Source organism: Selenomonas ruminantium subsp. ruminantium ATCC 12561 (assembly GCF_000424065.1).
Classification (GTDB): Bacteria; Bacillota; Negativicutes; order Selenomonadales; family Selenomonadaceae; genus Selenomonas_A; species Selenomonas_A ruminantium.
In genome coordinates this window covers 64162-85639 of sequence record NZ_AUJE01000006.1, presented here as the reverse complement: position 1 = coordinate 85639, position 21478 = coordinate 64162, and the positions used below count along the sequence as shown (strand labels likewise).

23 protein-coding genes, 1 pseudogene and 1 riboswitch are annotated in these 21478 nt (G+C 43.3%); of the genes and pseudogenes, 2 read left to right on the top strand and 22 right to left on the bottom strand.

Annotated elements, in window-relative coordinates:
• Window positions 1-32: 32 nt before the first annotated feature.
• From G598_RS0104415 to glf, 14 genes are all read right to left on the bottom strand, one after another.
• Complete coding sequence (locus G598_RS0104415) at window positions 33-812, bottom strand: ABC transporter ATP-binding protein (RefSeq protein WP_026765913.1); 780 nt, start codon at window positions 810-812, stop codon at window positions 33-35.
• On the bottom strand, window positions 812-1765 hold the full coding sequence (locus G598_RS0104410) for a FecCD family ABC transporter permease (RefSeq protein ID WP_102012083.1): 954 nt from the start codon (window positions 1763-1765) through the stop codon (window positions 812-814). The genes G598_RS0104415 and G598_RS0104410 overlap by 1 nt, the downstream gene beginning before the upstream one ends.
• A 56-nt stretch (window positions 1766-1821) precedes the next feature.
• Complete coding sequence (locus G598_RS0104405; protein WP_026765911.1) at window positions 1822-2769, bottom strand: ABC transporter substrate-binding protein; 948 nt, start codon at window positions 2767-2769, stop codon at window positions 1822-1824.
• Between the two features lie 14 nt (window positions 2770-2783).
• Window positions 2784-3485, bottom strand: a complete 702-nt coding sequence (gene cobI / locus G598_RS0104400) for a precorrin-2 C(20)-methyltransferase (protein WP_026765910.1) — start codon at window positions 3483-3485, stop codon at window positions 2784-2786.
• A 167-nt stretch (window positions 3486-3652) separates the two neighbouring features.
• Window positions 3653-4645 (bottom strand): sirohydrochlorin cobaltochelatase, encoded by a 993-nt coding sequence (locus G598_RS0104395; RefSeq protein ID WP_026765909.1) that lies wholly within the window; start codon window positions 4643-4645, stop codon window positions 3653-3655.
• A gap of 139 nt (window positions 4646-4784) precedes the next feature.
• Window positions 4785-4979, bottom strand: a riboswitch (cobalamin riboswitch).
• A gap of 130 nt (window positions 4980-5109) precedes the next feature.
• Window positions 5110-6138, bottom strand: coding sequence for a dTDP-glucose 4,6-dehydratase (gene rfbB, locus G598_RS0104390; protein ID WP_026765908.1), 1029 nt, complete (start codon window positions 6136-6138; stop codon window positions 5110-5112).
• 1 nt (window position 6139) lies between these two features.
• A complete protein-coding gene (rfbC, locus tag G598_RS0104385; protein WP_026765907.1) occupies window positions 6140-6715 on the bottom strand; it encodes a dTDP-4-dehydrorhamnose 3,5-epimerase in 576 nt (191 codons plus the stop codon).
• Between the two features lie 17 nt (window positions 6716-6732).
• A complete protein-coding gene (gene rfbA / locus G598_RS0104380; RefSeq protein WP_026765906.1) occupies window positions 6733-7614 on the bottom strand; it encodes a glucose-1-phosphate thymidylyltransferase RfbA in 882 nt (293 codons plus the stop codon).
• Window positions 7615-7707: 93 nt separating this feature from the next.
• On the bottom strand, window positions 7708-8589 hold the full coding sequence (galU, locus tag G598_RS0104375) for a UTP--glucose-1-phosphate uridylyltransferase GalU (RefSeq protein ID WP_037363226.1): 882 nt from the start codon (window positions 8587-8589) through the stop codon (window positions 7708-7710).
• 45 nt (window positions 8590-8634) lie between these two features.
• Window positions 8635-10110, bottom strand: a complete 1476-nt coding sequence (locus G598_RS0104370; protein ID WP_026765904.1) for a hypothetical protein — start codon at window positions 10108-10110, stop codon at window positions 8635-8637.
• A gap of 2 nt (window positions 10111-10112) precedes the next feature.
• The gene (locus G598_RS0104365) at window positions 10113-10517 is read right to left on the bottom strand and encodes a divergent PAP2 family protein (protein ID WP_026765903.1); all 405 of its coding nucleotides are present in this window, start codon (window positions 10515-10517) and stop codon (window positions 10113-10115) included.
• A gap of 10 nt (window positions 10518-10527) precedes the next feature.
• The gene (locus tag G598_RS0104360; protein ID WP_026765902.1) at window positions 10528-10899 is read right to left on the bottom strand and encodes an EamA family transporter; all 372 of its coding nucleotides are present in this window, start codon (window positions 10897-10899) and stop codon (window positions 10528-10530) included.
• A 10-nt stretch (window positions 10900-10909) separates the two neighbouring features.
• A complete protein-coding gene (locus G598_RS0104355; protein WP_051179937.1) occupies window positions 10910-11782 on the bottom strand; it encodes a decaprenyl-phosphate phosphoribosyltransferase in 873 nt (290 codons plus the stop codon).
• 22 nt (window positions 11783-11804) lie between these two features.
• Entirely contained in the window at window positions 11805-12899 is a 1095-nt protein-coding gene (gene glf, locus G598_RS0104350; protein WP_026765900.1) for a UDP-galactopyranose mutase, read from the bottom strand.
• A 149-nt stretch (window positions 12900-13048) separates the two neighbouring features.
• Here glf and G598_RS0104345 point away from each other — a divergent pair, with 149 nt between their 5' ends.
• Complete coding sequence (locus G598_RS0104345; RefSeq protein WP_245582756.1) at window positions 13049-13870, top strand: PD-(D/E)XK nuclease family transposase; 822 nt, start codon at window positions 13049-13051, stop codon at window positions 13868-13870.
• Window positions 13871-14045: 175 nt separating this feature from the next.
• Here G598_RS0104345 and G598_RS20425 read toward each other — a convergent pair.
• Window positions 14046-14141 (bottom strand): annotated as a pseudogene (locus G598_RS20425) (IS5-like element ISLpl3 family transposase); the annotation flags it as partial.
• A 312-nt stretch (window positions 14142-14453) separates the two neighbouring features.
• Here G598_RS20425 and G598_RS17055 point away from each other — a divergent pair.
• On the top strand, window positions 14454-15476 hold the full coding sequence (locus G598_RS17055) for an IS110 family RNA-guided transposase (RefSeq protein WP_245582755.1): 1023 nt from the start codon (window positions 14454-14456) through the stop codon (window positions 15474-15476).
• Here the strand turns inward: G598_RS17055 and G598_RS20020 are convergent.
• The 7 genes from G598_RS20020 to G598_RS0104300 all read right to left on the bottom strand — a co-directional run bounded on the left by G598_RS20020 (window position 15461) and on the right by G598_RS0104300 (window position 21476).
• Window positions 15461-15790 carry a transposase gene (locus G598_RS20020; RefSeq protein WP_037363222.1) on the bottom strand — a complete coding sequence of 110 codons (330 nt, stop codon included), beginning with the start codon at window positions 15788-15790 and terminating at the stop codon, window positions 15461-15463. The genes G598_RS17055 and G598_RS20020 overlap by 16 nt on opposite strands.
• A gap of 39 nt (window positions 15791-15829) precedes the next feature.
• The gene (locus G598_RS20420; protein ID WP_080656941.1) at window positions 15830-16012 is read right to left on the bottom strand and encodes a transposase; all 183 of its coding nucleotides are present in this window, start codon (window positions 16010-16012) and stop codon (window positions 15830-15832) included.
• Between the two features lie 144 nt (window positions 16013-16156).
• On the bottom strand, window positions 16157-16279 hold the full coding sequence (locus G598_RS20340) for a hypothetical protein (RefSeq protein WP_272867095.1): 123 nt from the start codon (window positions 16277-16279) through the stop codon (window positions 16157-16159).
• A 53-nt stretch (window positions 16280-16332) separates the two neighbouring features.
• Window positions 16333-18087, bottom strand: coding sequence for a thiamine pyrophosphate-binding protein (locus G598_RS0104315; protein WP_026765898.1), 1755 nt, complete (start codon window positions 18085-18087; stop codon window positions 16333-16335).
• A gap of 12 nt (window positions 18088-18099) precedes the next feature.
• Entirely contained in the window at window positions 18100-18939 is an 840-nt protein-coding gene (locus tag G598_RS0104310) for an SDR family NAD(P)-dependent oxidoreductase (protein WP_026765897.1), read from the bottom strand.
• A gap of 4 nt (window positions 18940-18943) precedes the next feature.
• Entirely contained in the window at window positions 18944-20404 is a 1461-nt protein-coding gene (locus G598_RS0104305) for a lipopolysaccharide biosynthesis protein (RefSeq protein ID WP_026765896.1), read from the bottom strand.
• Window positions 20397-21476: a polysaccharide pyruvyl transferase family protein gene (locus tag G598_RS0104300; protein ID WP_026765895.1), complete on the bottom strand. Its 1080-nt coding sequence runs from the start codon at window positions 21474-21476 to the stop codon at window positions 20397-20399. Before G598_RS0104300 ends, G598_RS0104305 begins: the two co-directional genes overlap by 8 nt.
• Window positions 21477-21478 lie beyond the last annotated feature (2 nt).

Sequence of the window (21478 nt, the reverse complement as noted above, 5' to 3'; positions counted from 1 at the left end):
CCGGTCGAATGACCAGCCAGCCGCCTGCTGTTTTATTTGACTAATTCTATTGGTGACAGCACCTTTTTCCCCTGACTGTTGACAAAAATATCGGCCTTTACCCCGAAGGTTGCAGCCAGGCTGTCCACCGTCATTACTTCAGCCGGCAAGCCCTGTGCTTTTAGCGCACCATCTTTTACAATGATGATTTCATCGGCATATTGCAGGGCATGATTGATATCGTGCAACACCATGATGATGGTCATATGGTAATCGCGATTCAGCCGCTCCACAATCTCCATCACCTCTAATTGATGGGCAATGTCCAGATAAGTAGTCGGTTCATCGAGCAAGAGTATCTCCGGTTGCTGGGCAAGCACCATAGCGAGGAATACCCTTTGCCGCTCCCCTCCGGATAAGGTCTGTACCTGTCGATTAGCTAGCTGCTCCACATGGGTAGCCGTCATGGCCCATTCCACCACTTCCCGGTCTGCCTTCGCATCACGGGAAAATAAGCCGCGATAAGGAAATCTGCCATAGTCTACCAACTGATGCACTGTAGTATCCGGCGGAGCTGCAGCGCCTTGCGGCAGAATGCCGATTTTTTTGGCGATCTCCTTGCGACCCATTGTCCGGATTTCCTGACCAGCCAGCAAAACTTCACCCTCATAATCGGTATTGATTGCCGCCAAAGCCTTGAGCAGGGTGGACTTACCTGCCCCATTCGGGCCGATGATGGCTGTACGACGACCAGCAGAAAATGCTGCTGATATGCCATGGAGAATTTCCTTGCCATCGATAGCAACCTTCAGCGCACGCACTTCCAGTTCCATCATAACTCCCTCCTTAAGAGATACAGGAAAAAGGGCGCTCCCATCACTGCCATGATAATCCCCACCGGCAGTTCCACAGGCGCTACGATGGTACGGGCAATGGTATCACAGAATGTCACGGTGCCTGCCCCGAGCAAAAGCGTCGCAGGCAGCAGCACACGATAATCCGAGCCGACCAGAAGCCGTGCCGTATGCGGTACGATAAGCCCCACAAAGCCCAGCAGCCCCACCACGGACACCGCGCTGGCAGCAAGTAAGGCCGCAAGTGCCGACAGCAGGATTCTCGTCAATCCCACCCGCAAGCCTAATCCCTTGGCCAGTTCATCACCCAGCTGCAGAATATTCAAATGCCGCGCAGCAAACAGTGCCAGCACAGTACAGAGTAACGTATAAGGCCAGAGCATTTCCACCTGTGGCCAGCTGCGGGCCGACAGGCCGCCCACCATCCACATCAAAGCACTATGTACACGGTCACTATAGAAAATTAACAGTGCTGAAATTCCCGCACTCAAAAACGCCGACACGGCCACACCAGCCAAAATTATTCGAATAGGGCGAATCCCATTTTTCCAGGCCAATATGTAAATAAGCAGGGCCGCACCCATAGCGCCGACAAAGGCAGCCGGCGTCACCAGATAACCAAAACCTGGGAAAGCCAGCATAACGAGAATCCCCAGCAGCCCGGCCCCGGAAGATATACCGATAATATGCGGGTCTGCCAGCGGATTTTTCATCACCGCCTGCAAAATCACTCCGGAAAGAGCAAGATTTATCCCCACCAATGCTGCCACAATACTGCGGGGCAGACGGATATTATAGATAATCTGCCCATGCGGGCTATTGCCTGCCCCGAGCAGAAAACCGGTTATCTCCGCCAGTGGAATATCCACAGACCCTTTCCCAACACTGATCAGTAACCCTAAACAGGCAAAAGCGGCCAACGCTATGAGCATCAGCGTCCGCCGTTTCCTGCCTGCAGAAAAATCTGCATGTTCCATTATTTTGTCCTTTACTTCACGTCCGGATAAACACATTTAGCCATTGTGGCCACTGCCTCAGGATAGTGAATACCGGGGCTGAGCAGGAATAGTTCCTGCGGCAGATAATAAACCTGCTTGTTCTTCACGGCAGGGATACTCTGCCAGGCCGGGCCTTGCATGGTTTCTTCCATGCTGGCCTTGATGGCTTCCAGCTTGCCCATACTGGTCACAAAGATGATTTCCGGATTCTGCGCTACGAGCGTTTCCATGCTGTAAGGTGCGGCATCAGGGTTCTTCTCCAGAGGCTTGCTGCCACTGGCAACATTTTCCCAGCCCAGCATCTTAGCCACGGAGCCTGCGATACTGCCATCGAGCTGAACCGTCAGCCCCTGACTAGTACTGTGGATAATGGAAATCTGCCGCGTGCCTTGCGGCATGCTGTTCTTAACTGCAGCAATTTTATCGTCCATATCCTTAACCAGCTGCTGGCCTTTTTCCGGGCTGCCGGTTACTTCAGCAAGTGTCACGACTTCCCTCTTTACATCCTCATAGCTTTTCATATCCAGCACCAGCGTCTTAATGCCGCTCTTCTCCATGGCATCTACAAGCTTTTCATTCATGCCCTTGTTGATGATGACCAAATCCGGCTGGCAGGCCAGTACCTTTTCCGTATCAATCTGATAAACCTTGCCCACACTGGCAATATCTTTGGCATAATCCGGCATCTTCGTCTTAGAATCAGGACGGCCCACTACTAAATCAGCACCACCCACAGCTTCCAAAGGTTCCAAAAAAGATGCAGAAGTCACCACGATACGGGCAGGCTTTGCCTTGAGTTCCACGGTGCGGCCTAAATCATCCGTCACCACAGCAAAGTTCGCAGAATCAGTCGCCTGTGGCTTTTCCTGCCCGCAGCCAGCCAACAGCATGACCATTGCGAGCATAGCTGCCAGCAATACACTTAGCTGACGCTTCATAATATCATCCCCTATTATTTTTTACGCGTCAAAATCGTGGAGAGATAGTTCAGCTTGTCCTTCTTATGCGCCAGAACATTGTAGATGATTTTCTCATCATCGAGTCCAGCACGGCTTACGAGTACCGCCTGTTCAGCCATTTCATTCTTATCCAGCATATCGGCTACTTCCTCGAAGTTCTTGTAGACCTTCATGAGCACCACATTATCCGCTGCCTGCATGGCCTTTTCCACCTTTTCCGGACTGGCTGTAGCCGGAATAATCGAGAGCACATCGTCCCCTTCCACAATCGGATAGCCCAGCTGGCTGCCAATAGCGGCGAAAGCCGGAATGCCGGGAATGGTCTGAATGTCCACGCCTTCATTTTCGAGCAGGCGGAACACATAGATATAGGTACTGTAGAACATGGGGTCGCCGATGGTCAGGAAAGCTACGTTTTTGCCTGCCCGCAGCAGTTCCAAAATCTCCTGCTTGTTGGATTCCCAGGCATCGGTGCTGTTTTCCGCAAAGCCCTTCACCATAGGGAATACCTGATAGACGATTTCCACATCTTTTTTGAGATAGGGTTTGGCCACCGTCAGCGCCACACTGCCGTCCTTCTTCTCCGTCTTAGGCGCAATCAGCACATCGACCTTTTCAATGGCCTTGATTGCCTTTACCGTCAAAAGTTCCGGGTCGCCAGGGCCTACGCCGATACCATAAAAGATTCCACTCATGAATCAAAACCTCCATATAATAGTTACTTAGCCTATCATACTATGCTGACTAGCACCTGTCAAATAATCCTAAGTATGTTTAAGCCGCCCGCCCCAAACGTTCAGGCGGGGCAGACGGCTTAACACAGCGATGAATATAGATAAAAATAGATGAATATGGTAAAATCTTATTTTTCGAGAGCGTTCCAGGCATCTTCAGCCCGTTTTACATAGAGGTCACGGATGGCCTTGTTTTCGCCAATACCATGAATGTAGGCATCAACCTTGTAGCCAGCCTTTTCCAGAATGGATTTATGGGAATCTTCCTCAGCACCAGCCATATCGTTGTTGGCATGGTCACCGGCAACCATCATCATCGGCATGAGCGTAACATGCTTGATACCGTTCTTCTGGAGCTTCGGCATAACCGTTTCAAGGTTCGGCCAGCCTTCTACCGTGTAAACGTAAACATTCTTGTAACCAGCTTCGTCGAGTTTAGCCTGAATTACAGAATAGTAAGCGTTGGAAACCTGCGGCGTGCCATGAGCCATAATCAGGATAGCATCTTCCTTGCCCTGCTTGGGGAACTGGGTGGACAGCGCCTTGATGGTCTCTGCGACATCGTCAGCCTGTTCTTCCTGCCCTTGCCAGTACATCAGGGAAGTGCCCAGCGTCATCTTCTTGAACTGGTCTTTGTAATTGTGGTATACACCCAGGTCATAATTGTATTCCATGCCCGGAATTACATCCAGCGTTGCCAAAGCTACGCGGGTGTAGCCTTCTTTTTTCAGCTGTTCCAAAGCTTCTTCCGGCGTCGGGTAGCTGATGCCTTCGTTCTTCTTTACACGATCAATGATGATATGGGAAGTATAAGCCGTTACCACCTTGGTATTCGGATGCTTAGCCTGAATTGCCTTTACCGTAGCATCAATGGTCTTAGCGCGGGTATCCTTGAACGTCGTACCAAAGGTCATCACCACAATGGCATCCTTGTTGGCCAGGTTAGCCATAGCCGGGTTTTCATTCTTCAGCACACCGATTTCCGAAGCCTGCTTGAGTGCCTTGGTCGGAGCCTTGACTTCCTCATTGAGCTGATAAGCTGCTTCTGCCGGTACATAGCTTGCGGAGAACGCTGCCCCGCAGGCAATAGCTGCTGCTAACATTTTCTGCCAGTTTTTCATAAATAAAAAACCTCCCTAAATACTCCCCTGCATAAGAAAAAGCACCTCTCTGCAAAAAAGCGCAGAAAGATGCTTCCATCTCAACAGACGAAATCCCCTTCCCATCGCTCGCAGGTTCAGCAGCCTCCCAACAGCTGCTACGGTGATTGTCAAACAGGCAGTTCTCCTGACTCGGTTCATCGCTTGCCTGCGCCTTCCCAAAAGCATAACTTCCAGTGACTTAACTATGCAGGTTCGCTCCCCTTACAGTGGCGGGACCGTGCTGGCCTTTAACCAGCTTCTCTTTTCAGCAGCCGGATGTGCGCCGGCTTGCACCTGTTCCCTCTTATGCAGTTAAAAATATGTGAATAAATCAACTTACGACTAACATTTTATCATATATATACTAATTTTACCATAAGAAAATATTATCATCCTAGGTTCTTTTCGTATATGGGATACCTCAGGTGGTGTTCCGTTTACCTTTATTTTTCGGAATCCATTCCATACATACGTTCATAATAATCCTGGTAATCACCACTGATGATGTTCTCCCACCACTGGCGATTATCCAAATACCACTGTACCGTAGCCTTTATGCCATCTTCGAATTTCGTTTCCGGCAGCCAGCCCAGTTCATTGTGAATCTTAGTCGGATCAATGGCGTAACGGCGGTCATGGCCTTTGCGGTCACCAACGTATTCAATCAAATCTTCACCCTTGCCCAGCTGTTTGAGGATTGTCTTGACCACATCGATATTAGCCCGTTCATTATGGCCGCCAATGTTATAAACCTCACCGACTTTGCCCTTCTCTAAAATAAGATTGATGGCCGCACAGTGGTCTTCCACATAGAGCCAATCACGAACATTGAGGCCGTCACCATATACCGGCAGCTTCTTATCCGCCAACGCATTGATAATCATCAGAGGAATCAGCTTCTCCGGGAAATGGAAGGGGCCGTAGTTATTCGAGCAGCGGGAAATCGTTACCGGCACCTTGTAGGTACGGTGATAAGCCATCACCAACAAATCCGCCGAAGCCTTGGATGCCGAATACGGGCTGGACGTATGCAGATTCGTTGTCTCCGTAAAGAACAAATCCGGTCTATCGAGCGGCAAATCACCATAGACTTCATCCGTAGAAACCTGATGATACCGCTTAATCCCATACTTGCGGCAGGCATCGAGCAGTACACTCGTGCCAATAACATTGGTCTGCAGGAAAATCTCCGGATTTTCAATCGAACGGTCTACATGCGATTCCGCCGCAAAGTTAACGATAACATCCGGCTTTTCCGTTTCAAACAGCTCATATACCGCTTTGCGGTCAGCGATATCTGCGCGTACAAACATAAACCGATCATTTTTCATAGCCTCAGCCATGGTTTCCATATTACCCGCATAGGTCAACTTATCCAGGCAGATAATCGTATCTTCCGGACGTTTTTTCAGCATATAATAAACAAAGTTTCCACCGATAAAACCGGCACCGCCTGTTACAACAATTTTCATATCAACAATTCTCCCCATATACAAACTGATTATCACTGTCGGACAAAGTCGGACCGGTCGTATCTTTCTCACTGAGCACGGGGTCAATGCCAGCCAACAAAGAGCCCCAGTCCACATTTACCTCCGGCGCATCATAACGCATGCCGCCTTCCGAGGCTTTGTTGTAGACATTATCGCATTTATAGCGAAATTCCACCTCGTCCGTCAACGTCAGGAAACCATGCGCAAAGCCACGCGGAATCAGGAACTGACGATGATTTTCTGCACTGAGTTCTACGGATACCCATTTTCCAAAAGTCGGGCTGCCCTTACGGATATCCACTGCCACATCGATAACTCTGCCCTTGGAGCAGGAAACCAATTTCGCCTGCGCATAAGGCGGATTCTGCCAATGCAGGCCGCGCAACGTCCCTTTCTGTGCCGAAAAACTCATATTGTCCTGCACAAAATCATTCGTAATGCCCAACGCTTCATACTTTGGCTTGTTGTACGTTTCCGTAAAATAACCGCGATGGTCACCAAACACATCCGTCTCAATAATCAGCACACCCGGTATACTTGTTTCAATAACTTTCATGCCCACCAAAAACTCCTTTATTCCCGAATCATGCGGATAAGATATTTGCCATATTCATTCTTCAGCAAAGGCTGCGCCAAGCGCTCCACCTGTGCCGCATCAATATAGCCCATACGATAAGCAATTTCCTCAAGACAGGCAATCTTCAACCCCTGCCGCGCCTGAATCGTCCGTACAAAAGATGCCGCATCCAGCAAAGATTCATGCGTGCCAGTGTCCAGCCATGCATAGCCGCGGCGCATCTTCTCCACCTGCAACTTGCCGCGTTCCAGATAAACCTTGTTAACATCCGTGATTTCCAGTTCACCACGAGCCGAAGGTTTGATGGATTTTGCTACATCGACAATATCCTTGTCGTAAAAATACAGACCAGTTACCGCATAATTAGACTTGGGCTGTGCTGGTTTTTCTTTCAAACTCAACGCGTGGCCATGTTCATCAAACTCCACTACGCCATAGCGTTCCGGGTCGGACACATAATAAGCAAAGACCGTAGCACCATCTTCCATTGCTGCGGCACGCTGTACTGACTGTGCCAAATCCGAGCCATAGTAAATATTATCTCCTAGCACCAACGCACAGCCTTCCCCATTGATAAATTTCTCACCAATGATAAACGCCTGCGCCAAGCCGTCCGGACTAGGCTGTACAGCATAGGATATGTTGATTCCCAGCTGACTGCCATCTCCGAGCAATTTCTTAAAGGATTCATTGTCCTGAGGTGTGGTGATAATCAAGATGTCCTTGATACCCGCTAACATCAACGTGCTCAGTGGATAATAAATCATTGGTTTGTCGTAGACAGGCATCAGTTGCTTGGAGACTACCTTTGTCAAAGGATATAAACGCGTTCCTGAGCCACCAGCCAGAACAATCCCCTTTTTTATCTTTGGTCTCATTGAAATTATCAACTCCTTGATGACATTGAATTGTCTGCAAATGCCATTTGACGAGTCAAATCGACTCGCAAAATTAATAAGCATGATTCGATTTTAGTCTTCTACATCGAGTTCCTGAAGATATTTCTTAAAACTTAGTCCCAAATCTGGACGACGCAAAGCATATTCTACTGTAGCCTTCAGGAAGCCCAGCTTGTCACCTACATCATAACGGATGCCCTCGAAATCATAGGCATAAACCGGTTCACGATGTGCCAGTACCCGCAGGGCATCGGTAAGCTGAATCTCACCGCCCTTGCCCGGCAGGGTATTTTCCAAAATGGAGAATATCTGCGGCGTAATCACATAACGCCCCAATACCGCCATCCGGCTGGGCGCTTCCTCTACAGTCGGCTTCTCCACCATATCCAGCACCTTAAGCATACGCGGATTATCTGTTGCAGAACCATCCACAATGCCATAGGAAGAAACCTTTTCCTGCGGCACCGTCTGACAGCCAAGCACCGAACCACCAGTTGCTTCATAAACGTCTATCAACTGGCGCAGTGCCGGTCTGCCCGATTCGTTATAGACCACATCATCCCCGAGCAGCACAGCAAAGGGTTCCCCTTCCATAAATGCCTTGGCGCACAGAATAGCATCCCCTAATCCCTTCATTTCCCGCTGGCGGATGTAATGAATCTTAATGGCTGCCGTTTCCCGCACGACCTGCAATAATGCGTCTTTCCCTTTACGCTCCAGTTCCATTTCCAAAGCTGGTGCCGAATCAAAATGGTCTTCAATCGCCCGCTTGGCATGGCCGCTGATAATCAGGATTTCCTCAATTCCACTGGCCAGTGCTTCCTCCACGATATATTGAATCGTCGGCTTATCCACAATCGGCAACATTTCTTTTGGCGTAGCTTTAGTAGCCGGTAAAAACCTTGTGCCAAAACCAGCCGCTGGAATTACTGCTTTCCGAACTTTATAAAACATGATAATCTATCTCCTCATAAGATTCAATTTTATGTTTTTATAAAATCAATTTCTTAATAATACGACTCTTCCCGATTGATATTGTATAAACACAGTATCATACTCATCATAATTATTAATTTCATAATCTATTTCATCAACAGATTTACAATAGATAATTTTCCCATTCTTATCTAAATCCAGCCAATTCCAATCACTACGAAAAGCACGTCCCTGTTCCAATCCATGTCCCAATGGTTGCATATAAGTGGAATATTCTAGCGGAACATCATCAACGTAAAATATTAAAACAGTTCGAGGTATATTTATAAAACAATCCTGATATTGCTGTTTGCCAATCCGCACGTTTTCCGCATAAGCTTGTGTTACCATAAATTTATGTGTACTAACAGAAAGCATGCATATCAACAGCATTCCCAATGTTAATTTCGACCATTTATCAATTTGAACATATTTCCAGACCATTCCAATAAAAAAAGCAAATACAAAAACCGCTTGATACGCACTCATTTCTGATACATGTGGCATGATAGTCAATGGCAGATTAATATAAATAGCAACTAGAAACAGCAATATTATCGTCATTAGATTATATTCTCGTTTGAACTTTATAATCGCCTCTATAAGATATTTCCATGATAAAATTGTCACGATAGTTGTAATTACTATAATCCCCCATGAATGTGGCTTCATAAACACAGCCAAGCTATCTATCGTTGTCATTGATGAACCAAATATAATTATATTATTTTTAATAATATCTATAACTGAAACTTGCACGGCGTAACGACCACCTCCCCCCAAGGAAATACTCCCTTGAAGGGAAAATCTAATAACAAAATATGCTATAGAGCCTACTATACCTAATACTATCTTCTCTTTATATCCTTTTAATAAATGCCAAATTCTATTTTCCCCACTAATATAGTCATTGATTATACACAAAAATACAGGAACCAAAAACCAACAAATACCATTCTCTTTGAATAAAACAGCACACATAGCGAAAAAGAGATAAAACATTATATACTTCTTTTTACCATAATAATTCCCTTCTATAAACAATTTCGTCGCTATGACGCCACATAACAACGTCCAGCATTGATTAATTGCATCCATTTGTGACGTCGTTCCTACTGTAGCTGGTGATAACGCAAAAATAGCGGTTGCACCTAACGCAGCATTATTGTTACCCGTATATTGTTTTAATCCATTATACAATAAAACCATCAACAATAAGTGACCAATAACAACCAATCCCTGATTAAGATATGGAAACAAAAAAGGATTTTCACCTAAAAAATATCCCAAAAGTCCCTCAAAAGGTCTCCAGAAAGGATTCCCAAATGTAAACGGCAATACACGATACCATGTACCGTCATTGTGATAAGGAGCTGCCGCACAACGCCAATCATCTGCCATAGGTGTAATAAAGGAGATATTATATATAAGCCATACTGCGTAAAGTAAATATAAAGCTATAATATATTCGCTTTTTCCTAATTTTTCTTTCACATCCACCCTTAAAACCCTCCTGTTAAAACCTCTGCACCACAGGCCAATAATCCCCCAAGCACTAAGCCACCACAAATCTCTAACCAACTATGCCCCATACGTTCCCTTAATACTTGTTTTTTCTGTATTGTATTTAATATTTTTGCCTGTTCCCCTACCTTACGTCTCAAACCATGCGCATCTATGATTAAAATCAATAACGCGCCCAAGCCTAATGAAAATAAAGGTGTACAAAAACCTTCCTTAAATCCCGTCAGAAAAACAACAGATGACATAATTGTTGTATGTGTACTAGGAAAGCCTCCATACCCAATCATTTTTTTAGCTTGTCTGCCAAAGCGAAAAAAATTAATCGCAAATTTTATACCGCCAGCTGTTACCCAGGCAATAAATGGCATAAAAATGTATATCATTATATCTCTCCTATGCTTTAAACATAAAGCCTATGCCTAAACAAATAGTTAAAATTCCTGCTATTTTATAAGCACTTAATGTTTCTCCCATAAAGAAATATCCCACAAAAGCTGCAACAATATATCCTAAGCTTAAAAACGGAAAAGCAACACTAACCTCCACCTTTGATAATACTACCAGCCATAAAGGAAAGCTAGCTACATAACAAATAATCCCCACCAATATATATGGATTTATAGCAGCCTTAAAAATCATGAGCATTACACTACCAGCATCTAGAGGAACACTTCCAATAAGATTCATTCCCTGTTTTAGCAATAGCTGGGCTGCAGAATTTAACAAAACACTTACCAATATAAGGATAAAATTAATCAAATTCATAGTTTTACCATCACATATTACGAATAAAAACAATACTTATAAAATACAATAAGACAATCATTAAAATTGGTTTTTCCTTATATAAGGCTTCATCTGGTGCGCCGCCACCATTTTTTACACGTACAACATACAGGTAATAAAACATTCCATACAATGCAAGCGGTATGGTTATTACCATACTCTCATGATTTTGGGTGTTGCTATCCACCGTAAATAACGCATAGCATATCAACAACGCAGCCGTTACAATAGTCATAAGCTGATCAATGAGTTCAAGGCTATAAAATTGCAAAACTTTGCGTCCCTCAACCAGTGAACTATCTTCCACTGCAGCTAATTCGTGCCTTCTTTTTCCCAATGCCAAGAACAAGGATAAAAACATAACACACAGTAAAAACCATATCGTCATATTCAGCCCAATTACCACTGCTCCCATTATCGCACGTAAAACAAAGCCCGCAGCAATAATCATAACATCAATTATAACCACATGTTTTAGGCGAAAAGTGTAGCCAATATTTATCAATATATATGCTGCCAAAAGAAAAAAACAATTTTCATTTAGAGCATAAGAAATCAAACATCCTCCAGCAAATAAAATTACCGCTAAAAAATACGCTACAGGTATGTTGATTTTCCCTGCTGCTATAGGACGTTTACATTTTTTTGGATTCAGTCTGTCTTTCTCTACATCAGCAATATCATTAACAAAATATACACCACTACTAGCCAGGCAAAAAGCCATAAACGCTGCAGTAGTTAATATAAACTTATCTTCAGCAAACAAAGTTCCACTAAACAGCAAGGCTGCGTAAACCAGCATATTTTTCGTCCATTGCCATGGGCGCATTTCCTGCACTACTGGCCTTAATATGTTAAACATGATTATCCCCCATAATTCTTAATTACTGCAATTCTCTGCCTGCACACTCTAAGGCACTTTTTATCACATCATCCATGTCATAATACTTATATTCAGCCAAACGCCCACCGAAAATTACATTTTCTTCCTTGGCGGCCAGTTCTGCATACTGCTGGTACAACTTCTGATTGCGCTCATTGTTCACCGGATAGTATGCTTCCTCTCCCGGCTGCCAATCTGCCGGATATTCCTTTGTTATATAGGTAACCGGCTGCGTGCCAAACTCAAAGTGCTTATGCTCAATCACACGGGTATAAGGGATTTCGCGTTCCGTATAGTTCATAACGGCTACGCCCTGATGATTGACTTTTTCCAGCCGTTCTGTCTTAAAACGCAGGCCACGATATTCCAGCTGTCCAAGTTTGTAAGCAAAATATGCATCCACAGGGCCGGTATAAACGACCTTACGTGCCATTCCTTCATATTCAGGGCGGGATTCATTATAATCTACGCCAGTACGTACCTCAATCCCATCAAGGAGAGCATCAATCAACTTGTTATAGCCCCCAACCGGAATCCCTTGATAGCGGTCATTGAAATAGTTATTGTCAAAGGTATAACGCACCGGCAGACGCTTGATGATAAACGCCGGCAGTTCCGTACAACTGCGCCCCCACTGCTTTTCTGTGTAGCCTTTAATGAGCTTCGTATAGATATCCGTACCCACAAGCGATATCGCCTGTTCTTCCAGATTATGCGGTTCGCCCTTGATTGCCGTACGCTGCTCTGCAATCTTGGCCGCAGCCTCAGCCGGTGTTACAATCCCCCAAAGTTTGGCAAAGGTGTTCATATTAAACGGAAGATTGTATAGTTCTCCCTTGTAATTGGCCACCGGCGAATTCACATAGTTATTGAATTCCACAAACTGATTCACATACTCCCACACATCCTTATAGGACGTATGGAAAATATGGGCACCATACTTGTGCACATTGATGCCGTCCTTTTCCTCACAATAAATATTGCCGCCAACATGATTGCGGCGCTCAAGCACCAACACAGATTTGCCAGCCTTTTTTGCTTCATAAGCAAATACAGCACCAAACAGACCGCTACCTACAATTAAATAATCATACATATACATACCTCCAACAGTAGAATCCATTCTCAATGTACAAAAATTCAAATTTATGTTATACTATCCATGAAAACAAATATTTTCAGAATAGTGTTCTTATCAACCCCATCCCATGTTATAATGTATAGAAAGGATGATGTGATATGGGCATGCTCGAATTCGATCCGCCCAAGAAGTATCTGGAACTCATTGAACAATTCCGCTTAATTGACGATACTTTCTTCGATGTCTGTTTTGACGGCAGTAATACATGTATGCAACTATTGCTCCGTGTTTTCTTCAACCGTGATGACATCATTGTGAAAGAAGTTGTCACTCAGCGTTCTGCGCAAAATCTTTATGGGCGCAGCGCAAGATTCGATGTTATTGCTGTAGACAGTACCGGCAAAATCTACAACGTGGAAATTCAGCGTGCCGACGAAGGTGCTAATCCCAAACGTGCCCGCTTCAATCACAGCCTTATCGATTCACGGGAAATCAACAAAGGCACTAAGTACAAGGACTTCCCCGAAGTCTGGGTTATCTTTATCACCGAAAATGATATCTTCGGCAAAATGTGTCCCATGTACCACATTGACCACATCATCAAAGAAGTAAATCAGCCCTTTGACGATGCCGCTCATACGGCATATGTAAATGGTGCTTACAGGGGCACGGATGCATTTGGTCTGCTCATGCAAGACTTCTTCTGCCATGACCCAGCCAAAATGCACTATCTAGAACTGGCTGAACGTGCCGACTTTTTCAAGCATAAAAAAGAGGGGGTTAACACCATGTGTAAAATAATGCAAACACTTCAGGATGAAGGACGCGCCGAAGGACGCGCCGAAGGCATAGCAACTGGTCGTAATGAAATGGCAACAGATACAGCTATGAAAATGCTGCGCTTCAATGAACCGATCGAAAAAATCATCACCTACACTAATCTCAGCCCCGAACGTGTCGCAGAACTAGCTCAGCAAATCCGCTGATTACCTAACGAGTCAAGATAAATGGTCAAATAACCTTTTATCTTGACTCATTATTTTTGTCATAAAAAATGCTTCCATTTTATTAGGGTGTGTTGAAAAACCTGCCAATAAACTTTTTTACATTTATGGCACACATTGTCTTTAGAGTGCTTTCTCTTGTCTGGTTTCCTATTTTTATCAAAACTGATGCAATGTATATAAAGGCTTGGTAAACGCAAGCCAATTTATCGTAGCGTGTTGCGATTCGGCGATAATATTTTAGCTTTTGAAAGTATCTTTCCACAACGTTACGCCCTTTATATTGTCCTCCTACAATATAGTTATGGATTAGTAACGGGTAGCTACCGTTCCTAACCACCTTGTTGTCTAAGCTGGTAAAATAGTGAGGTAATGGAGTAGACGGTATTGTCCCAGGACTTACATGTCCGTTAGAAAGTCTGTCTTCCATCTTCTCATTTCCAGCTGTTCGATTTATGCAGGTTGGGCTATCTTTCCAGATGCGTCCGTGTCAACCCACAGGAGATTGAATCGGCAATGAGGTGTATGGTAAACCATTGCGATTCTATCTTAAGGAGCGATGCACATGTACGCAGTAGGAATTGATGTCTCGAAAGGCAGAAGCACGGTGGCCGTGTTAGAGCCTCTGGGTAAGACAGTAGCCAAACCTTTTGAGGTGCGTCACACCAAGAGCGGCATGAACGACCTCGTAAACTATTTAAATACTTTAGACGGAGAATGCCGTGTGGTTTTGGAGCACACAGGACGCTACTACGAACCTATGATCCGCTGGCTTTCTGGTGCCGGCTTGTTCGTCAGTGCCGTGAATCCCAAGCTCATCAAGGATTTCGATAACAACTCTTTACGCCGTGTAAAAACCGACAAGGCAGATGCTAAGAAAATCAGCCGCTTCGCCCTTGACAAATGGTATATGCTGCGTCAATATACAGCTATGGATAATATACGCGCACAGCTAAAAATCATGAACCGTCAGATGAGCTTCTACCAAAAGCAACAGACGGCCTACAAAAATAACCTTATAGCCTTGATGGACGAAACCTATCCGGGAGCCAACAAGTTTTTCACCAGTCCCAAGCGTCCTGACGGCAGCGAGAAATGGGTTGACTTCATTGAGAAATTCTGGCATGTGGATTGTGTCTGTAATATCAGCCTCAAATCCTTTACGGAAAAATATCAGAAATGGTGCAAAAAGCGCGGCTACATTTTCCAGCCTGACAAACCTGCCGAAATCTATAACGCCTCGCAGGAGCTGATTCCCATTCTAGCCAAGGACGACATGACTAAGCTGTTTGTCCAGCAGGCTGTAACCCAGCTCAATGCTATTTCAAAGGCCGTAGAGGAACTTCGTCAGCAAATGAATAGCCTAGCTTCCAAACTGCCAGAATATCCTGTTGTTATGTCAATGTTCGGCGTAGGAACGACCCTTGGCCCTCAGCTCATTGCCGAGATTGGCGATATACATAAATTCAGCAAGCGCAGCCAATTGACCGCTTTCGCAGGTGTAGACCCTGGCGTTAATGAGTCCGGTGATTATGCCCAGAAGAGCGTTCACACCAGCAAGCACGGCTCACCTTATTTAAGTTTGTAAATAATTTTGGCATTGGACTTGTTGGAGCACGCCATATCTGCTTCAAGAAATTTAATGTATTCACGTATTTTCTTGTTTCCATATGCCATGTCTGCATTGAAGTACACAAATGCTAAATTCGCTGCTTCTAACAGCGAAATTGCCATTTTTGAATCATGAACCTGTCCACCCGTAAGCTCAAATGTCACCATTTCCAATTTACGGGCTCCGGCAGCATGCTGATGGGCTTTGTTCGAGGTATTGTCTCTGGAAATGGCATAGTAAATCTGCTCGATAAGGACAAGACCATCTGCGTTTGGGTCACATAATCCCATTAAGCAAAAATAAATTCTTTGGAAAATCTTTTGAGATTCCTACGGCCTAAATTTCTTGTAAATGGAATTCCATTTTCCATATGCTGCGAGGATACTTTGCCAGCTGCATCCTTCACGCACAATAAAAATCAATGCATCTAGAAAAAGGCGTTCATCCATACTAGGTCTGCCAGTTGTTTTTTTCTTTTGGCAAATATTCCTGTATTTTCTCGTATGCCTCATCAGTTAAACTGTATCTTGCATATGACTCATGGATTGTATATAATGAATCTGACATAGGTAATCCCCCTTTTCTGGATATTTCGTCAAATTCATTATAGGGGAGGTTACCTATTTTTTTTATGGAAAAAGAAAAGATTCTCGTTTTTAGAAATACATGTATATTGGATTATGTAATCTTTCAACACGCCCTAATGCTGTTTTTCCTTTCAATTCCTGACCGGAATGTATTCTTTCAATCACAAGCAGGATTTCCTCTTCTTTGGCCATTAAGATAACATATTTTATCGCCGCTTTCAACGTACTCTTCCATCTCAAAATGCTCACTCTTTTCTCAGCATTTTTTTCAATAAGTGCACCCCATGTTCACCAACTGTATCTGTGATGGTATTACGCAAAGCCTGTTTTGCAGCTAGTTTAGCTGATTTTTCAATATGTCTCATTCGATAGAGCGCGTCACTCTCATCTTTACTATCCGTAAATATCTCCAATAGTATCGGCTTATCACCGATAACCGACGAAACAAATTCATCCATAGATGCTTTGAATTCTTCTTTATTGCTTGCACTAAGGTATTTAAAACCCAAATCTTTAGCATAGTGCTTCAATAAAGTTGGCGACTTCGCACCATAGTGACCAGCAGCCGCCATATACGCGTCAGCACTGTCACCAAAACGCTCAGCAGGATGCCAATAATTCCGAAACTCCGTGCCACGTCCATTATTAACCACCATCAGGCGCACATTATTGCCCACATGACGATTCCCTAGAGAATTCATATCATAAAAAAAAGCCAAATCTCCCACAACACCAAAATAAATTTTTTGCGGATTAGCCAGTGAAGCGCCAATCAAAGTCGAAACGCAACCATCAATACCAAACCCACCAGTATTAGCATAACAATCGATTTCCTTATTTAACATGACTAAATTCCATGATCTTAGAGAATTCAGGATACCTAAATGTAAGACACTATGCGCTGGAAGTATGGAGCTTAATTTCTGAGCCGTCCAAACATTCGAAAAAGGGACATCAGGAGCCTTTTCTTTGAGTATTTCATTTTCAGCACAACATGCCTGATAATATTCATTCTCAGGCATATCTAGCCTTTTAGCAACATAAGCCTTAAAAAAATCTAACTCTTCCATCGCAAATTCACGCGTCAATTTGCGAAATCTATCCCGCAGTACACCATCCGGGTGGACACGCCATACCGCAGCTGGATTTAGACGACCATAAGCCCCTGAAATGTTTCCTATATCAATAGCGAGTTCCACATTTAATACCGATGAATTATACATCTGCTGATCAGAAACAAGATTGTATAAAAAACCATATTTGCCGTTATAATTACTGCTTCTATCCATGAACACCACCGCATTGTAATGTTCACAAAAGGCATCCACAGCTTCAGTCAAATCCTTTGACCATCTAGAATGTGCTCCAACGAAAATTGCTACGCGTCTAGCCTTGATTTCCGGCAATTCATCTGTCAGCAAATGACGATACAAGCGCTTAACTGGGGGCAACTCCTTGACAGAGAAATCTGTGCTATACATGGTAATCAGATTGATATGCACAGGACCACCGCCATTACGTGTAAGTTCCATCAATGCTTCATTGATTTTCACTCCATAGCCCCATTCTTCTTCATCCGTACTTACAGGCTGAAGCTGCAGACTATACTTTACAAGGTCCTCCATCTGCATGCTCCTGTCCAAGAATTGTGGCACCAAATGGCCTGCACGTATCATAGGCTGGGCAGCTGTTATTGCCAATACAGGAATATGTCTATAAAATGCCTCTGTTAATGCCGGTACATAATTACGGGAAGCAGTTGCTCCCGTACAGGACAATGCTACAATCTCACCACTTTCCTCTGCAAGTCCGACAGCCATATAGGCAGCAGAGCGTTCATCTGCTGCTGAATAAATCTCGAAATAAGAGTCATTCTGTATGCTCCCCATTAGACAGAGATTTGTAGTTCCCGGACTAGCAACCACTTTTTTGATATCGTATTTTTTCATCAAATAAATCAACATTTGTGTGTTACGTTCCACTGTATAGTGCTTTTCCATGAAAAACTCTCCTTACCAACGACCATTGTAAAATCCCTGATCACAATTTATTATCTCTCCAGCAATTGCTGCAGAAGCATCTGTCAGCAGGAAATGAACCACATTGGCTACTTCTTCACCCAAGAACAATCGCTTTCCTGGAACTCTATCCAGATATAAGTTTTCATCATCTTTATACCCCGTTAACTCAGAACAGGTTATCCCCGGAGCTACGGCATTCAGACGGATGCCTTTCTCAATCACCTTCTGACCAATGCCTCGTACAAAACTGTTCGATGCCACTTTTGTCAAACCATAAGGTATATCATCGGGGCGCATCCCACGATCTGAGGTAATCACGACAATATTGCCATAATTTGTCCCCGCTTTCTCCACGTAGGCAATAAATTCCTTCACCAGAAAGTAATTTCCCTTGAGATTTGTATCCATCTGCTGATTCCAGCCTGCCTCCGTCACATATCGGAAATCACCTTCATGCAAAGAAACCCCCGCATTGCTTATCAGCGAGTCAACTTTTCCTCCTAGCATATCCTCAGTCTTTTTCAGCAAATTCTCAAAAGCAGCCACATTGCGGACATCCCAGACAAGATATTGTGCTTTTTCACCAATTTGTTTACAAGCTGTTTGTAGTTTTGCCTCATTGCGAGAAGTAATTAGCACCTGCGCACCTTCCGTTGCACACTTCTTCGCAATAGCAAGACCAATTCCTGTAGCACCGCCAGTAATTAACACACGGCGCCCTTTTAATTGCTCATCTGGAGAAATCGTCACTATTTTAGCCGTAGTATGCATTACTGGCACGCCCTTAACAATATATTTAAAAACACGTTTCAAATAATCTTTTATACGCATAACACTACTCCTTAACCTGTTTTCTCGCCAACAAAATTACATGTACTTTATCTATGACCAATTGTCGCTTAATATAGCAGAAAGCCAATATTATCAGCAAAAAACTATACCGGACTATCATTTTCTCATAGGTAAACGCAAATATTGCTGCCATAACCATGAAAAATATTGTTATTCCCGCTATAGTCGGCAGGTTATATATTTTTACACTAGCGAACTTCTCACGAACCACCCGTTGCATAAAAATATAGTGGCTAACCGCATAAATAATATAGCATATCATCGTTGTATAACCAGCCGTTACATACCCAAAATACGGAATCAACAAATAGTTCAATCCAAGATTCACTACTGCTCCCGCCACTGTAGCTATAGCGATAAAGCGTGTCTTCTCAAAATAGAATTCAAACGTCGCAAAAAAGCTATAGGTAAAAGTAAAATACACCCCTATTGTCACCGGCGGAATTATCCAAATGGCTTCATAATATGCTGGCGGAGCAAAAATAGCCACTAGCTCCGGAGCAAAGGCAATCAAAATTATATTCAAGCCAGCAATCAACACAAACGATGTATACGCCACTGGAGGAATATCTAAGATTTTTCCCTCACTTATTTTTCGATACAACCAAGGCTCTAACGTCTGTAATAATGAACTATTAAACAAAGACATCACTAGAGCCACCGAACATCCTAGACTATAAATACCTGCTTCTGCAGCCCCTACCATCTGCTGAATCATTATTCTGTCTGAGCTAGATAAAACCACCCCTGATAAATAATGCGGAATCAAGGGAATATTAAATGCCAATGCATACCGCCAATACCGTTTAGAACAAAATGTCTTCCCTTGGTGCATCTGTTTTAAAAACAGCCCTGTATATAACAACAGTTGAACAATTACCATACTGAGGATTCTTGCCGTTACCTTATCATCAGCATTGAGCACCATGAATATTCCTAACGCTGGTGTCAAAATCGACATGATAAGAGAAATTTTTACCACCTTGCGATAAAGGAAATCAACCCTTTGTGTCATAGACCAAAATCCCCATACCGCACTTAGCCATATAATCAGTAGCATAGACATCATTTGCACTGTAGTTAAACCAAATATCTGATTCCAAAAACTTTCTGCCAACAGATATATAACAGACCATAAAACGCAAAGAGCTAAGCATAACCCCTGTAAAGTCGATACAAATACAGCTCGCTCCTTCGCAAATTTCACCACGCCTTGTGCAAAAACGCCACCATAAAGGTTCATTGTCACAAATACACTAATGATTCCTTGCCATGAAGTAAACACATTAAATTGTCCAAATTCATTTGGTGTCATAATTCGCGTAAAAATTGGCGTAGTAATGGTACCTATTCCCTTTTGTAGAATAGCGCATATTACAAACCATAACGAGGCTTTTACTGGAATAGGCAACTGTTTATATCGACTACAGCATTTCTTAATCATGCACAGATTCCTCTATCGATTTCTTTAAGCATAACAAAGAATCTTCTCGCAACTTATACATTTTTTGCATCACTTCATCCCACGGTATATCTGTATCCTCCAACAATACATCCGCACTAAAAACACGATTCTGCAAACCAAAAGTATCCAACAAATCTATAATGCGTGACCCAACATTTTGCGGAATTTCCACGAAGAACTTCTTCTGTAATATCAGAGAAAAAGCTGTTGCATGAAAGCTTCCAGTCACTACATAATCAGCACCATTAATCAAAGATAAGAATTCATCTGGGCCCAAAGACAATCTTATATCTCCTATATTTCGCTGTGGATTAAGAAATGATTTATCATAAGCACAGTGAACAATTTGTAAATTTTTTTTTGAAGCTAAATTTTGTGCTACCTTCAGAGTATGTTCTCCTGGCATATACACAAAAATATATCCTCTCTTCTTATTTAGAGGCATAATCTTTTTCCAATCGCTAACAGACAATAAAAACACTGGGTCTAATACTGAACAAGCATCACATCCAGAAATCTTTTTTACGAGCATTTCACCAGTTTTCTCTCGCACAAGAATTTTTCCCATACCCGCAAGATTTTTCCGATAAAAATACTCTTTTTCCTTGGGAATATTTTTTATACCAAAACTTGCTCCATAGGATAACCTTTTATTTTTATCTGGTATAAAATCTAAAAAATATGCACTATCACTATCTGATAATCTATAGTTCCATACTTGATCACTCCCTGTTATGACAGCATCATATTCTTCTGCGACATTTACTAATTCTGATTTCAGCAAAGGTCTGCTAATATTTATATACCTTTCGCTAAAACGTTTAAATTTTTTATTTTTTATATAAGTCATTGGTAAGCGAAGAATAGATTTTATGAAATCCACTGTTGAATTCATCAAAACCAAATCATACCCAGCAGAAACTGCTCTACAATCATAATCCAACACCTCTGATTCATAATCAAGTTTCTCCAATGCTTTTTGCAATGCATAACACTGCAAAATCGCCCCATAATTTCTTGCACGATGAAATGTTAATGTTCCAATTTTCACAA

What these genes read in the sequence shown, in the direction of transcription:
- G598_RS0104345 (WP_245582756.1), top strand. Translation starts at nt 13,049, where the DNA reads ATGCTCGAATTCGATCCGCCCAAGAAGTATCTGGAACTCATTGAACAA.
- G598_RS0104310 (WP_026765897.1), bottom strand. Translation starts at nt 18,939, where the DNA reads ATGCGTATAAAAGATTATTTGAAACGTGTTTTTAAATATATTGTTAAG.
- G598_RS20020 (WP_037363222.1), bottom strand. Translation starts at nt 15,790, where the DNA reads ATGGGATTATGTGACCCAAACGCAGATGGTCTTGTCCTTATCGAGCAG.
- rfbB (WP_026765908.1), bottom strand. Translation starts at nt 6,138, where the DNA reads ATGAAAATTGTTGTAACAGGCGGTGCCGGTTTTATCGGTGGAAACTTT.
- G598_RS0104360 (WP_026765902.1), bottom strand. Translation starts at nt 10,899, where the DNA reads ATGAATTTGATTAATTTTATCCTTATATTGGTAAGTGTTTTGTTAAAT.
- G598_RS17055 (WP_245582755.1), top strand. Translation starts at nt 14,454, where the DNA reads ATGTACGCAGTAGGAATTGATGTCTCGAAAGGCAGAAGCACGGTGGCC.
- G598_RS0104410 (WP_102012083.1), bottom strand. Translation starts at nt 1,765, where the DNA reads ATGCTCATAGCGTTGGCCGCTTTTGCCTGTTTAGGGTTACTGATCAGT.
- G598_RS20420 (WP_080656941.1), bottom strand. Translation starts at nt 16,012, where the DNA reads ATGAGGCATACGAGAAAATACAGGAATATTTGCCAAAAGAAAAAAACA.
- G598_RS0104405 (WP_026765911.1), bottom strand. Translation starts at nt 2,769, where the DNA reads ATGAAGCGTCAGCTAAGTGTATTGCTGGCAGCTATGCTCGCAATGGTC.
- cobI (WP_026765910.1), bottom strand. Translation starts at nt 3,485, where the DNA reads ATGAGTGGAATCTTTTATGGTATCGGCGTAGGCCCTGGCGACCCGGAA.
- G598_RS20340 (WP_272867095.1), bottom strand. Translation starts at nt 16,279, where the DNA reads ATGGCCAAAGAAGAGGAAATCCTGCTTGTGATTGAAAGAATACATTCC.
- galU (WP_037363226.1), bottom strand. Translation starts at nt 8,589, where the DNA reads ATGTTTTATAAAGTTCGGAAAGCAGTAATTCCAGCGGCTGGTTTTGGC.
- G598_RS0104355 (WP_051179937.1), bottom strand. Translation starts at nt 11,782, where the DNA reads ATGTTTAACATATTAAGGCCAGTAGTGCAGGAAATGCGCCCATGGCAA.
- G598_RS0104395 (WP_026765909.1), bottom strand. Translation starts at nt 4,645, where the DNA reads ATGAAAAACTGGCAGAAAATGTTAGCAGCAGCTATTGCCTGCGGGGCA.
- G598_RS0104315 (WP_026765898.1), bottom strand. Translation starts at nt 18,087, where the DNA reads ATGGAAAAGCACTATACAGTGGAACGTAACACACAAATGTTGATTTAT.
- G598_RS0104415 (WP_026765913.1), bottom strand. Translation starts at nt 812, where the DNA reads ATGGAACTGGAAGTGCGTGCGCTGAAGGTTGCTATCGATGGCAAGGAA.
- G598_RS0104365 (WP_026765903.1), bottom strand. Translation starts at nt 10,517, where the DNA reads ATGATATACATTTTTATGCCATTTATTGCCTGGGTAACAGCTGGCGGT.
- rfbC (WP_026765907.1), bottom strand. Translation starts at nt 6,715, where the DNA reads ATGAAAGTTATTGAAACAAGTATACCGGGTGTGCTGATTATTGAGACG.
- rfbA (WP_026765906.1), bottom strand. Translation starts at nt 7,614, where the DNA reads ATGAGACCAAAGATAAAAAAGGGGATTGTTCTGGCTGGTGGCTCAGGA.
- glf (WP_026765900.1), bottom strand. Translation starts at nt 12,899, where the DNA reads ATGTATGATTATTTAATTGTAGGTAGCGGTCTGTTTGGTGCTGTATTT.
- G598_RS0104305 (WP_026765896.1), bottom strand. Translation starts at nt 20,404, where the DNA reads ATGATTAAGAAATGCTGTAGTCGATATAAACAGTTGCCTATTCCAGTA.